This is a genomic window from Dactylosporangium thailandense, from assembly GCF_059739745.1.
In genome coordinates this window covers 3,210,526-3,223,373 of the sequence record NZ_AP029195.1, presented here as the reverse complement: position 1 = coordinate 3,223,373, position 12,848 = coordinate 3,210,526, and the positions used below count along the sequence as shown (strand labels likewise).

Annotated in this window: 12 protein-coding genes; 4 read left to right on the top strand and 8 right to left on the bottom strand. The window is 72.6% G+C overall.

The window, feature by feature from the left end:
• Positions 1-3: 3 nt before the first annotated feature.
• The 4 genes from AC6JBM_RS14480 to AC6JBM_RS14465 all read right to left on the bottom strand — a co-directional run bounded on the left by AC6JBM_RS14480 (position 4) and on the right by AC6JBM_RS14465 (position 4,905).
• On the bottom strand, positions 4-1,626 hold the full coding sequence (locus AC6JBM_RS14480; protein ID WP_497984133.1) for a class I adenylate-forming enzyme family protein: 1,623 nt from the start codon (positions 1,624-1,626) through the stop codon (positions 4-6).
• A 106-nt stretch (positions 1,627-1,732) separates the two neighbouring features.
• Positions 1,733-2,617, bottom strand: coding sequence for an SDR family NAD(P)-dependent oxidoreductase (locus AC6JBM_RS14475; protein ID WP_497984132.1), 885 nt, complete (start codon positions 2,615-2,617; stop codon positions 1,733-1,735).
• Positions 2,618-2,653: 36 nt separating this feature from the next.
• On the bottom strand, positions 2,654-3,799 hold the full coding sequence (locus AC6JBM_RS14470) for an acyl-CoA dehydrogenase family protein (protein ID WP_497984131.1): 1,146 nt from the start codon (positions 3,797-3,799) through the stop codon (positions 2,654-2,656).
• Positions 3,799-4,905, bottom strand: coding sequence for an acyl-CoA dehydrogenase family protein (locus AC6JBM_RS14465; RefSeq protein WP_497984130.1), 1,107 nt, complete (start codon positions 4,903-4,905; stop codon positions 3,799-3,801). The genes AC6JBM_RS14470 and AC6JBM_RS14465 overlap by 1 nt, the downstream gene beginning before the upstream one ends.
• A 177-nt stretch (positions 4,906-5,082) precedes the next feature.
• On the opposite strand from AC6JBM_RS14465, the gene AC6JBM_RS14460 reads away from it, so the two are divergent.
• The 4 genes from AC6JBM_RS14460 (at position 5,083) to AC6JBM_RS14445 (ending at position 8,774) form a co-directional block, all read left to right on the top strand.
• On the top strand, positions 5,083-5,775 hold the full coding sequence (locus AC6JBM_RS14460; RefSeq protein WP_350611327.1) for a TetR/AcrR family transcriptional regulator: 693 nt from the start codon (positions 5,083-5,085) through the stop codon (positions 5,773-5,775).
• Positions 5,776-5,888: 113 nt separating this feature from the next.
• Positions 5,889-7,034 carry a thiolase family protein gene (locus AC6JBM_RS14455; protein ID WP_497984129.1) on the top strand — a complete coding sequence of 382 codons (1,146 nt, stop codon included), beginning with the start codon at positions 5,889-5,891 and terminating at the stop codon, positions 7,032-7,034.
• On the top strand, positions 7,031-7,672 hold the full coding sequence (locus AC6JBM_RS14450) for a PaaI family thioesterase (protein ID WP_497984128.1): 642 nt from the start codon (positions 7,031-7,033) through the stop codon (positions 7,670-7,672). Before AC6JBM_RS14455 ends, AC6JBM_RS14450 begins: the two co-directional genes overlap by 4 nt.
• A gap of 85 nt (positions 7,673-7,757) precedes the next feature.
• Entirely contained in the window at positions 7,758-8,774 is a 1,017-nt protein-coding gene (locus AC6JBM_RS14445) for an aromatic ring-hydroxylating oxygenase subunit alpha (protein ID WP_497984127.1), read from the top strand.
• Between the two features lie 81 nt (positions 8,775-8,855).
• Here the strand turns inward: AC6JBM_RS14445 and AC6JBM_RS14440 are convergent, their stop codons facing one another.
• From AC6JBM_RS14440 to AC6JBM_RS14425, 4 genes are read right to left on the bottom strand one after another with little or no spacing between them, the layout of a single operon-like run.
• Positions 8,856-9,656, bottom strand: coding sequence for a hypothetical protein (locus AC6JBM_RS14440; protein ID WP_497984126.1), 801 nt, complete (start codon positions 9,654-9,656; stop codon positions 8,856-8,858).
• On the bottom strand, positions 9,653-10,441 hold the full coding sequence (locus tag AC6JBM_RS14435; RefSeq protein WP_497984125.1) for an SDR family NAD(P)-dependent oxidoreductase: 789 nt from the start codon (positions 10,439-10,441) through the stop codon (positions 9,653-9,655). Before AC6JBM_RS14435 ends, AC6JBM_RS14440 begins: the two co-directional genes overlap by 4 nt.
• Positions 10,442-10,481: 40 nt before the next feature.
• Positions 10,482-11,618, bottom strand: a complete 1,137-nt coding sequence (locus AC6JBM_RS14430) for an acyl-CoA dehydrogenase family protein (RefSeq protein ID WP_497984124.1) — start codon at positions 11,616-11,618, stop codon at positions 10,482-10,484.
• Entirely contained in the window at positions 11,615-12,784 is a 1,170-nt protein-coding gene (locus tag AC6JBM_RS14425) for an acyl-CoA dehydrogenase family protein (protein ID WP_497984123.1), read from the bottom strand. The genes AC6JBM_RS14430 and AC6JBM_RS14425 overlap by 4 nt, the downstream gene beginning before the upstream one ends.
• Positions 12,785-12,848: the final 64 nt, after the last annotated feature.

The following is a 12,848-nucleotide window of genomic DNA, read 5'->3' as shown; positions in this document are numbered from 1 at the left end:
GGCTTACTGTTCGGCCGGGCGCGCGGCGGCCAGCTCGGCGTTGGTGTCGTCGCGGACCACGAAGCGGCGGACCTTGCCCGACGCCGTCATCGGCAGCGCGTCGACGAACCGCCAGACCTCCGGGAGCTTGAAGCGGGCCACCTTGTCCCGCAGGTATTCGGTGAGTTCCGGCCCGGTCACGGCGCTGCCGGGGGCGCGGACCACGACGCCGGCGACGCGTTCGCCGAGCCGCTCGTCGTCGATGCCGACCAGGACCGCCGAGGCGATCCCCGGGTGCGCGGCGAGGCACTCCTCCACCTCGGCGGGGTACACGTTCTCGCCGCCGCGGATGATGACGTCGCGGACCCGGCCCTGGAACGTGACGTTGCCGAACTCGTCCATCGACGCCAGGTCGCCGGTGCGCAGGTAGCCGTCGGCCGGCAGGACCTCGGCAGTCTGCTCGGGCATGCCCCAGTACCCGCGCATCACGTACGGCGAGCGGGTCCGGATCTCGCCGACGGACCCGATCGGCACGGCCTCGCCGGTGGCCGGATCGACGATGCGGACCTCGACGTCGGCGACGGGCCGCCCGACGGTGCCCGCGATCGTCGCCGCGTCGTCGTCGATCTCGGTCGAGGTGATGGCCGGGCACTCGGACTGCGCGTAGGTGTTGATGACCGGCGCGCCGAGCGTCCGGCGGATCCGCTCGACCAGGTGCTGGGTCACCGTGGCCCCGCCGACCGCGACCGAGCGCAGGCCGGCCGTAGCAGCCCGGGCGCCGAGGTGGTCGAGGGCGTCGATCACCATCGTCGGGACGCCGCCGATCCGGTTGACCACGCCGTGGTCGAGCAGTCGCATCGTCTCGGCCGGCACGTACTTCTCGACGACGACGAACGCGCCGGCGTCGACGAGGCCACCGAGGACGACGAAGCAGGAGCCACCGATGTGGTGGTACGGCACGGGATTGAGCCAGGTGTCGGCCGGGCCGATGACGTCGCGGCGGTTGCGTTCGCGGGCGGCGTTGAGCACGGCCTGGTGGGTGAGGACGGCGCCCTTGGAGCGGCCGGTGGTGCCGGAGGTGAACTGGATGAGGAACGGGTCGCCGGTGGCGACGTCGGGCAGTTCGCCGGGCTCGGCGCCGGCCGCCCAGTCGCGCACGCCGGCGAGGTCGAGGACGATGCCGTCGCCGCACACGCCGGCCGCCCGGGGCACCAGGCTGTCGCCGGTCGGGCCGGTCCCGGCGAACACCAGCACCGGTGTGGTCAGCCGGTTGGCGTGGTCGACCTCGGCGTCGGTCCAGGCCGTGTTGAACGGGGTGAGGATCAGCCCGGCCATCGCGCAGCCGTACTCGAGCACGACCCACTCGACGCTGTTGCGCGACCAGACGGCCACCCGCTCGCCCGGCGCGGCCCGGCCGGCCAGCGCCCGGGCGACCGGGCCGGCCGCGGCGGCGAGCTCGGCGTAGGTGAGTTTGGCCAGGCCGCCGTGCTCGGGCCACCAGAGTGCCGGACGGTCGCCGTACCGGTCGGCCTGCCGGGCCAGCAGCCCCGGCACCGAGTCGGTCAGCAGCTCGTCACCGCCCTGGGCGGTCCACTCCGACCGCGGCCCGATCCGCCGCCCTGACCCGATCGTGGTTCCTGTCGACATGGCCTGCTCCACGGTGAGCGCCGTTACCAACCGGCTGGTTGATAATTCCTGCATCGTCGCCCAACCGGTCCCGGTTGCGCAACGCCTTCGCGTGCTCGTCCGGCGGTCAGCCCGGCGGGAGCTGCACCGCCTGCGCCGGCACGGTCCACGACGTGGTGTCCAGAATGTCCGGCAGATGCGCGGCGATGTCCTCCACGGTCGCATCGGGGTTTTCGTACCCGGCCGTCTCGATGATCAGGTTCCGGGCGTATCGTCCCGCGGCGGCGAACAGGATCTCGCCGGTCAGGCTGCACGACTCGTGGCAGAGGTAGGCGACCATCGGCGCGACGCGGTCCGGCGACATCCGCTCGTGCAGGTGCTCGGGCAGCATCGCGGACGTCATGGCCGTCGCGGCGCCCGGGGAGATGAGGTTGACCCGGATGCCGTGCCGGGCGCCCTCGACGGCGAGGGTGCGCCCGAGCCCGACCAGCCCGGCCTTGGCCGCGGAGTAGTTGGCCTGGCCCAGGTTGCCCCACAGCCCGGCGACCGACGTGGTCATGACGACCCGGCCGTACCGGCGTTCCCGCAGCACCTGCCACGCCGCGCGGGTCAGGCCGATGGTGCCGTGCAGGTGGACGTCCAGAACGTCCTTGATCTCCTGGTCCGACATCTTGCCGAACGAGCGGTCCCGGACGATCCCGGCGTTGTTGACGACGATGTCGACCCGGCCGAAGGCCTGCATCGCGGTGTCCACGACCGCCGGCCCGGCCGACGGTTCGGCGATGGACCCGTCGTGGGCGACCGCCGAACCGCCCAGCTCGGCGATCTCCGCGGCGACGGAGGCGGCCGGGGTACTGCCGGTGTCGTCCTTGCGGTCGATGTCGTTGACGACCACGTGCGCGCCGCGGGACGCCAGCAGCAGCGCGTAGGCCCGCCCGAGTCCGCCTCCCGCGCCGGTGACGATCGCCACCCGGTCGTCGAAGCGCAGCTGATGCAACGACTGATTGGTCAAGACGCTCTCCCTCGCGCAATCGTGTGTGGAATCGGTTCAGCCTCGGCGGCTGCGGGGCAGCCCCAGCCGGCGTTCGGCGATGACGCCGCGCAGGACCTCGCTGGTACCGCCGTAGAGCGTCGAGATCTGGGCTTCGCGGTACAGGTGCTGCAGTTCGGCCGCGGGTTCGCCCGGCCCGGCCGCGAGCCCGTCGGGTCCGGCCGCGTCCAGCAGCGCGCCCGCCCCGGCCAGCAGTGCCTCGGTGCCGTACACCTTGGCCATCGCGCCCTCCACGGCGCCGGCCTGGGCCGAGGAGCGCAGCCAGGTGGCCTGCGAGCCGAGCAGGCGGGCGACCTCGGTGGCGGCGGCGACCCGCCCCAGCCTCCGCAGCAGCCGGGCGTCGCCGGTGCGCCGCGCCGCGTGCGCCCACGTGACCGTCGCATGCACCAGGCGGCGCAGTTGGGCGGCGAACTCGCCGCCGCGTTCGAACGCGAGGGCCAGGCTGACGATCGGCCAGCCCTGACCGACATCGCCGATGCGGGCGTCGTCGCCGACCTGCACGCCGGAGTAGAAGGTGAGGTTCGTGCGTTCGCCGCTCAGCGTGTGCACGGGCGTCAGGGAGAAGCCTTCCGCCGACGTCGGCACCAGGAACATGGTCAAACCGGCGTGCTTGGGCGCCTGCGGATCGGTGCGCGCCAGCAGGAAGACGTAGTCGGCCTCGTGGGCATGGGTGGTGAAGTTCTTCTGCCCGTCGATGCGCCAGCCGTCGCCGTCGCGCACGGCGCGGGTGCGCGCCGAGGCGAGGTCGGATCCGGCGTCGGGCTCGGTGTAGCCGAGGCTCAACAGCAGCCGGCCTTCCCGCACCGGACCGAGGATCCGTTCCCTCTGCTCGGGCGTGCCGACCCGGCGGACGGTCTCGGCGATGATGAGCGTCACCGCCATGCCCTCGACGGGTGCGCCGGCCGCGGCCAGCTCCTCGTAGAGGATGTCGAGGTCCGCCCGGTCGCGGCCCTGCCCGCCGTCCGCGACCGGCCACCCCGCGCCGATCCAGCCCTGCCGGGCGACCGCGCGGTGGAACTCCCAGTCGTGGTAGGTGCCGGATGCGGCCACCCGGGCGCGGACCGCGTCGGTCAGGTGCTCGCGCAGGAACGCCTGCACCTCGGCGCGGAATGTCTCGGCCCGCTCGTCCAGCGCGAAGTCCATCAGTGTGCTCCCCCGGCCATCGTCGCTGCCCCGATCTCTTCCCAGAGCAGATCCGGGTCGCCGGCGCTCAGGCGGGTCGCCTTGGCCCGGCGCAGGTACAGCTGCGCGTCGTACTCCAGCGTGAACCCGTATCCGCCGTGCACGTGCAGGCACAGTTCGGCGGCGCGGACGGCGGTCTCGGCGGCGTGCGCGAACGCGACCGCCGCCGCGCCGACCCACGACTCCAGCCCGTGGTCGTGACGCCAGGCGGCTTCCCGCGCGACGAGCCGGGCGCCGTCGGCGGCCATCGCGACGTCGGCGAGGGGTTGCTGGAGCGCCTGGAACGAGCCGATGGGGGCGCCGAACTGGTGGCGCTCGGTCGCGTACCGCACGGCGATGTCGAGCGCCTCGGCGGCCAGCCCGGTGCATGCGGCGGCGGTGCCGAGCCGCCAGCGGTCGCGGGCCCGGCGCCACAGGTCGTGGGCCTGCACCCCGGCGGCGAGGACGTGCCGGTCGAGGCCGGTCCCCCGCAGTGGGCGGTCGGCGACGGCCTGGAACCCGAGATCGCGACCGGCCGCGACGCCGGGACCGCTGGGGCCGACGGAGTCGTTCTCCGGGCCTAGGCCCGTGCGCCCGCCCGGGCCGCCGCCGTGGTCGCCGGGGGCGCTCGGGCCGTACACGAGGACGAGTTCGTCGCCCTCGAGGGCGATGACGCCTTCGGCCACCGAACCGGCCGGGACCCGGCGGGCGACGCCCTGCTCGGCCGGGCGCGGCGCGAAGACGGTGATCCGTTCGCCGCTGACGGCCTCGGCGACGAGGTCGGCCGGGGCGCCGGCGTCGGCGAGCAGCCGGGCGGCGACCGCGGCCTCGATCAGGGGAACGCAGGCGAGCCGGCGTCCGGCCGCCTCGGCGATCAGCGCCAGCTCCACGAAGCCGCCGCCGCTGCCACCCGCGGTGGCCGGGACGGCGATGCCGATCGCGTCCATGCCGGCAAGCGTCTTCCACAGCGCGGGATCGAACCCCGCGGCTTGCGCGGCGCGGACGCGCTCGCTCGACGAGTCCCGGGCGAAGACGCGCGCGAATGCCTCGGCGACGTCACGCTCGTCGGGCGTCAGCTCCAGGTCCATCGGTCCTCCTTCGGGGACTCCGTTATAACCAACTAGCCGGTTGGTTGGCAAGCCAGCGCAGCTGTTTACCGTCCCGGAACGAAACCGACCCACCGGCCGGTTAAACTCGGATCAGCCCGGAGTGCAAAGGGTTGACACAACACAGTCGGAGGTCACGAGTGCGGACACGAGTGCGGCATGCCTAGGCCGTCCCGCCGGGATGAGGTCCGCGCGACAGCGGCCCGGATATTCCGCGAGCAGGGCTACCTCGCCGCGACGATGGACCTGATCGCCGACGAGGTCGGGCTCAACAAGGGCACCCTGTACCACTACTACCCGGCCAAGAGCGCGATCCTCAACGAGCTGCTCTCCGAACAGGTCGACGCGACGCTGGAGCTGCTCGCCCGGGTGCCGCTGACCGGCAGCGGGCTGGACCGGATGCGGTTCTTCGTCCGGGAGCAGGTCGCCCTGGTGGCGACCAAACACGACGAGCTCGTCGTCTTCTTCCAGGAGGTGCCGTGGATCGACCAGCGGCTGCCCGAGGAGCAGGCCCGGTCGATCCGCCAGCGGATCTACCGCTACGAGGAGTTCGTGAAGTCGCTGCTGGCGGAGGGCACCCGCACCGGGGAGTTCCGGCCCCTCTCCCCTTCGACGATCCTCTACTCCATCATCGGGCTGCTGGCCTACCTGCCGAACTGGTACCGCCGCCCGGCGAACGCCAGCACCGACGCCCGGCTCATCGACGAGGTGACCGAGTTCGTCATCAGCGGCATCCGCGCCGTCGAGCCGCCCGCCGCCACGAGCGCGGCGCCGGCCGGTTCCGGCAAAGTCACCGCTACCACCGCCGCGGCCACCCCGAAAGCCCCGCGCCGCCAGCGCGTCAAGGGCTGAGCCGCCCCTGACGCCGCTTGACGCACGCCGGACGGCGCCCATAGTTTAACCAACCATATGGTTGGTTGATTATATGGTCGCCGGCCAGCGTCGTCGAGGCAAGGGGGCAGGACGTGCGGGATGCCGTGATCGTCGAGGCAGTGCGGACACCGGTGGGCCGGCGCAACGGTGGCCTTTCCGGAGTACATCCGGTCGATCTCTCGGCCCATGTGCTCCAGGCGTTGATCGAGCGCAGCGGGATCGACCCCGCGCTCGTGGACGACGTCGTCTGGGGCTGCGTCGACCAGGTCAGCGAGCAGGCGTTCGACATCGCCCGCACCGCCGTGCTGGCGGCCGGCTGGCCGGACACGGTGACCGGTGTGACGATCGACCGCCAATGCGGCTCCAGCCAGCAGTCGGTGCACTTCGCGGCGGCCGGGCTGATCGCCGGGCACTACGACGTCGTGGTCGCCGGCGGTGTGGAGTCGATGTCACGGGTACCGATGGGCAGCGCCTCCGGCGACGCCGACCCGAACGGCTCGCGCTTCGCCGCGCGCTACGGCGGGGTCGCCCCGAACCAGGGCGTCGGCGCCGAGATGATCGCCGAGCGGTGGGGGTTCTCCCGCACCCGCTGCGACGAGTTCGCGCTCGCCAGTCACGAGCGCGCGGCCGCGGCACAGGACGAGGGGCGCTTCGACGCGCAGATCGCGCCGGTCGCACTTCCCGACGGCACTGTCGTCGCCCGCGACGAGGGCATCCGCCGCGGCGGCACCGTCGAGGGGCTGGCTCAGCTGCGCACCGCGTTCCGGCCCGACGGTGTCATCACCGCCGGCAACTCGTCGCAGATCTCCGACGGCTCGGCCGCGCTGCTGCTGACCACCAGCGAGCGAGCGCGCGAGCTCGGACTGACGCCGATCGCCCGGGTACACACGGCGGTGCTGGCCGGCAGCGATCCGGTCATCATGCTGACCGCGCCGATCCCGGCCACCCGAAAGGCGCTGGAGCGCTCCGGGCTGCGGCCGCAGGACATCGGCGCGTTCGAGGTCAACGAGGCGTTCGCGCCGGTGCCCCTGGCGTGGCTGGCCGACATCGGGGCCGACGCCAACGCCCTCAACCCCAATGGCGGCGCGATCGCGCTCGGGCACCCGCTCGGCGGCTCCGGCGCGCGCCTGATGACGACGCTGGTGCACCACATGCGCGAGCACGGCATCCGGTACGGGCTGCAGACGATGTGCGAGGGCGGCGGGCAGGCCAACGCCACCATCCTCGAGCTGCTGTGACGCCCTCGCCCGAGTCGGCGCACGACCGGGTACCGCTCGCGCCGTTCTGGCAGCAGTGGAGCGACCGCGCGGCGGCTCGCGCCCCGACCGGCTGGACGGGACTGATCGACGAGCTGCGCGATCTGCAGGACGCGGCCGCCGCGAGCGCGCCGCCGGCGGAGGCGGTGGCGCGGGTCAGCGCGCTGCTGGCCGATGCCCGCCGACTGCTTGCCGCGCACACTGTCGCCGACGACGAGCAGCTCTACGGCAAGCTCCTGCGCCTGCCGGGCCGCGGGCAGACGCTCAGCCCGCCGCTGCGGCTGGTCTCCTGGACGGCCACCGAGATTGTCGGTGAGGTCGTCTTCGGGCGGTTCCACTCCGGCAGCAACGACGCCGTCCACGGCGGCGCGGTTGCCCTGGTCTTCGACGAGGCGCTCGGCCGGCTGTCCGACCTCGACGACCGGCCACCGTCGCGGACCGTCTCGCTGCGGGTGGAGTTCCGCAGCCTGACGCCGATCGGGCGGCCGCTGACGGTCCGCGCACGGCTGCTCGGACAGGACGGCCGCAAGCGGCGGCTGACCGGGCTTCTGCACGACGGCGATCGGCTGTGCGCCGAGGCCGACGGCCTGTTCCTGGCCCTCCGGCCGGGCCAGCGCTGAGCCCCGCGCCGGTTGACGAACCACAGCGCGGGTGGTTTTATACCAACCAGATGGTTGGTTATCCTTCAGTGAATGGGAGAACGACATGAAGGACTGGCCCTACACGGTGTTCCCGACGGGCTGGTACCAGGTCGGGTACTCCTCCGAGTTGCAGCCCGGGGATGTTCGGCCCGCGAAGTACTTCGACCAGCATCTCGTGATGTTCCGCACCGAGAACGGCGAGGTGTCCCTGCTCGACGCGTACTGCCAGCACCTCGGCGCGCACCTCGGCTACGGCGGCACGGTCAAGGGCGAGTGCATCGAATGCCCGTTCCACGGCTGGCTGTGGCAGGCCGACGGCGAGCTCGCCGAGATCCCGTACGCGCCCGGTGAGCGCCGGCGGGTGAAGATCGCACGGTGGGTCACCCGCGAGGTCAACGGCCTGATCCTGGTCTGGTACGACGCTTTCGGCCGCGAGCCGTTCTGGGAGTGGCCGGGGATCCCCGAGTTCGCCGACGTCGAGCACAACTACCCGATCGTCCACGACCACGTCGGCATCCGGAAGATCATCCCGCAGTCTCCGGTGGAGAACACCCCCGACTACTACCACTTCATGTGGGTGCACGGCGCCGGCCAGCCGGGCAAACCGTTGCTGTGGAAGGAAGACCAGCACTACCTGCACACCCGGGTCGGCTTCTGGTACGGCCACGGCAAGAAGGCGACCTGGATGACGCCGAACGGACCGGTCTTCGGCGAGATCGAAACCGAGGCGTGGGGGCTGGGCCTGTCCAACGCGCGCTTCGTGCTCGACAGCTTCATCACCAACCAGCTCACGGCCGCCACCCCGGTCGACACGGAGCACTCCCAGCTGTTCGAGACCATCACCGTCAACCGTCAGCCGGACGGCGGGGCCGAGCCTACCGGCCGCGCGGCGCGGATGATCGAGTTCCAGAAGGGCCAGATCCGGCGCGACTTCGCGATCTGGGAGAACCAGCGCTACGTGGAGCACCCTCCGTTCGCCGGCGGCGAGGAGGAGCACTACGCGCGGTTCCGCCGGTGGTCGCGCCAGTTCTACTCCGACAAGCCCTACAACGCGAGCACCGAGGTCGCCGCCGCGAGCTGAGCGGCGCCCACGAAGAACGGCCAGGCCCGGATGGGCCTGGCCGTTCTTGTGTCTCGATCTGGGGCCAGGCGATGTTCTGGGTCAGTACGGATCGGGCAGGTCGTCGACGGGCGCCGACGGCTCGCTGGGTGCGTCCTTGCGGGTCGTGTGCTCGACGAGCCCCAGGCCCGTCATGCCGGACCGGACGAAGACGAACGGGGCGGCGCTCCACCACACCCAGCCGGTGCCGTCCGGGGCCGGCTCGACGAACGTAAGGTGGTGCGGCGTGTCGCGGATCTCGCCGGTCACCAGCCGGGGCGTGCGGCCACCCAGGACACAGCTCAGGCGGTGCACCGCAACCCCGTCCCGACCCCGCACCGCGAACTGCTCCACGGGCACCCGGCGGACCTCGGCATTGACCATGGCGGCGCCGGCGGTGCCGGCGTTGTGCCGCACGGCGAACATCGCCGAGCGGTCCTGGAAGACGGCCCGCGCCCGCTGCACCACGGGATCCGCCGGCGCCGAACTCAGCCAGCCGGTCCCCTCGACGCGGGAGATCACGCTGCCGACGGCGATCGATCCGGTGGCGTGCACGACGGCGACCCGCTCCGGCCGGTCGCCGGCCAGCGCCAGGTCGACGGCGGCCGGCTCCAGCGCCACGGCGATGCTCAGCGGTACCTGCCGCGCGGCGACCGGCTCGCCCGCCACGATGCGGGCCGGCGCGGTGAACAGCGCGGCCATCGCCGACACCCGCACCGCGTCCGGGCGCATCTGGGCACCACTGGCCCAGAACGTCTCGCCAGTCGGCAGGAACACCAGCACCCGCGCCGCCGCTCCCCCACCGCTCACGCAGACCACGGCGCCGGTGTCGGCGCACATGAACACCAGCTCACTGCCGGTCACAATGACTCACCCCCGTCAATTCCAACGGTCTCACCCGTGACGAACCCGGAGTCCTCACCGCACAGGTGGGCCACCAGCGCCGCGAACTCGCCGGCCTCGCCGGCGCGGCGGGCCGGCACCCGGCGCAGCAGGTGTTGCCGGGCCGCCTCGTTCTCGAACTGCGCCCGGGTCATCGCGGTCCGGAAATGTCCGGCGGCCACGGCGTTGACGGTGATCCCGTACGGTGCCCATTCACGCGCCAGTGACCGGGTCAGCTGGACCAGGGCGCCCTTCGCTGTGTCATACACGCTGCAGTACGCCATGCTGCGCCGGACCACGTTGGACACCACGTTGACGACCCGGCCGTAGCCGCGGGCCAGGAGGTCGGGGCCGAACGCGCGCAGCATCCGCACGGCGCCCCCGACGTGGACCGCCATGACGGCGTCCCACTCGTCGTCGCTCACCGGCCGATCGAACCCCGGATAGGCGTGTTCCTTGCCCGGCAGTGGGACGAACGGCCGGTACAGCAGCGTCCCGGCGTTGTTGACGACGATGTCGACCCGGCCGAAGCGGTCCAGGACTGCCTCCCGGGCCCGGTCGACGTCCGCCGTGGACGTGACGTCCACGGGCAGGCTCAGCGCCTGAACGCCGGCGGCCCGCAGCTCGCCGGCGACCGCGTCGATCTCACCGGCCGAACGGGCCAGGACCGCGACGTCGGCGCCCTCGGCGGCCAGGCGCAGTGCGGCGGCGCGACCCAGGCCGCGGCCTCCCCCGGTGACGACCGCGACGCGTCCGCGCGCGATCACCGCGGTGCCGCATCGAGGCGCGGGCCGACCGTCCGGCCGGTCACCACAGGCTGCCCTCCCGCCGCACGACCAGCGCGTGGTGGATCTCGCGGAGCCGGTTGGCGCGCTTGCCGCCGCGCAGCTGCATCGCCTTGGCTCGCAGGAAGTGGTGGTGTAGGACGTGCTCGGTGGTGGTGCCGACGCCGCCGTGGATCTGGGCCGCGGTGAGGACGATCTCGACGTAGGACCGGCCGGCGGCGAACAGCGCCACCGCGGCGATCGCGGACTCCTCGGCGCCGGGCTGGGCCCGCGTCAGGGCCTCGTTGCAGGCCAGCCGGGCCGCGTCCAGCGCGATCAGCATTCTCCCCAGATGATGGCGTACCGCCTGGAAGCCGCCGATCGGCTGGCCGAACTGCACCCGCTCGGTGGCGTACCGCACCGTGCGCTCCAGCACCGCCTCGCACCCGCCGACCATCGCACTGGCCCGCAGCAGGTTCGCCCGGGCGAGTGCATAGCGAGCCGTGCCGGCGTCGATGCCATCGAGGGCCACGTCGGCCGCCGCGAGGGTAAGGCCGTCGAGGTCGACCCGGGCGACGCGCTCGTTGTCGATGCTGGGCACCGCCTCGGCCCGCGCGCGCAGGTCGGCGCCGGGCAGCAGTGCGCACAGCCAAGTGTCGCCGCCGGCCGGCGGCCGATCGTCGCCGCCCGCCACCGGCAGCAGGAGCACGACGTCGTCGCTGTGCTCCAGCCACTCGACCGTGACGGCGGGGCCGGCGAGCCGGTACGCACCGTCGCCGGTCGCCTCGGCGCGCAGCGGACTGTCGGCGGGCGCCACGAGGGCGGCGGACGATCCGGCGGCGATCCGGGCGAGGAGGTCGTCGAAGACGCCGCGGCCGAGGGTGCCGAGCACGGTGCCCGCGCGCATCGTCGACAGCAACGGCGAAGCGATGGCCGCCCGCCCGGCTTCGCGCGCGACGACGCCGGCCTCCGCCAGCGTGCCGCCGGCCCCGCCGACCCGTTCGGGCAGGTTGATGCCGGTCCAGCCGAGCTCGCACATCTGTTGCCAGCGCCGGGTCTCGTAGCCGTCGGGCGACGCCTGCTGGGCGTTGAGGTAGGCGTTGTCGACGAAGTCGGCGAAGTAGGCGCGAGCCGTCTTGGCCAGCATCGCCTCGTCGTCGGTCAGATCTGTGTCGATCATCGTGGCATCCCCAGACCGCGCGTCGCGATAATGTCCAGCTGGATCTCGTTGGTGCCGCCGCCGAACCGCCACACCGGCGACGAGCGCAGGCCGTGCTCCAGGTGTCCGTGCGCCGGGGCGTGCGGCGAGCCGGTGGCGATCGTGCCGTCCTCGCCGATCAGGTCCAGCCCGGTGTCGCAGATGCGTTGCCGCAGCTCGCCCCACCAGATCTTGTTCACCGAAGCCTCGGCGTGCGGGACCCGGCCCTCGGCGAGCATCCGGGCCCCCCGCTGGGCGAACAGCCGGCAGATCTCCACGTCCACCGCGTGCTCGCCGACGACCGCCTGCAGCTCGTGCGCCTCGGCGCTGTCGCCCTCCAGCAGGCCCGCCGCGGCGGCCCAGTCGGTCAGCTGACGCAGCTCCCAGCGCGGCTCGTTGTGGTAGAACATCCGCTCGAAGTTCAGCGCGGTCACGAGCGCCGACCAGCCGTCGTTCTCGGCGCCGATGCGCGAGCTGACCGGGATCCGGACGTTGTCGAGGAAGACCGCGTTGGTCCGCTCGCCGCCCTGGGTGATGATCGGCGTGATCGTGATGCCGGGCGTGTCCATCGGGGTGATGAAGATGCTCACCCCCCGATGGCGGTCCTCCGGCGCGCCCGTGCGGACGGCGAGCCAGAAATGAGTCGCCACCGAGGCGCCGGTGGTCCAGATCTTCTGCCCGTTGACGACGTACTCGTCGCCGTCGCGCACGGCCCGGGTGCGCAGCGACGCGAGGTCGCTGCCGGCGTCCGGTTCGCTGTAGCCGATGGCGAACTCCAGCTCGCCGGCCCGGATCCGCGGCAGGAACTCGGCCTTCTGCTCGTCGGTGCCCACGATCATGAGCGTCGGCCCGATGGCGTTGAGCGTCAGCAGCCCGTTGGGCAGGCGGCGGCTGTAGAGCTCCTCGGCCAGCAGCCAGCTCTCGATCGCGGTACGGCCCTGCCCGCCGTACTCCCGGGGCCACGACACGCCGAGCCAGCCGTCGGCGCCGAGCCGGCGCAGGAACCGCCGCCCGTGCTCGCGCGGCTGCATCGGGTCCTCGATGTTCTCGATCCGGGTCGCCTCTACGAGCTGCGGATCCAGACCGTCGAGATACGTCCGCAGCTCGGTCAGGAACGTCAACTGCTCATCGCCCAAAACGGTCTTCACGAACCGACAGTATGCGGGCCGCGAGTCGTAGTCAACCGGTTGGTGGGGAAACCCGGAAGCCCGC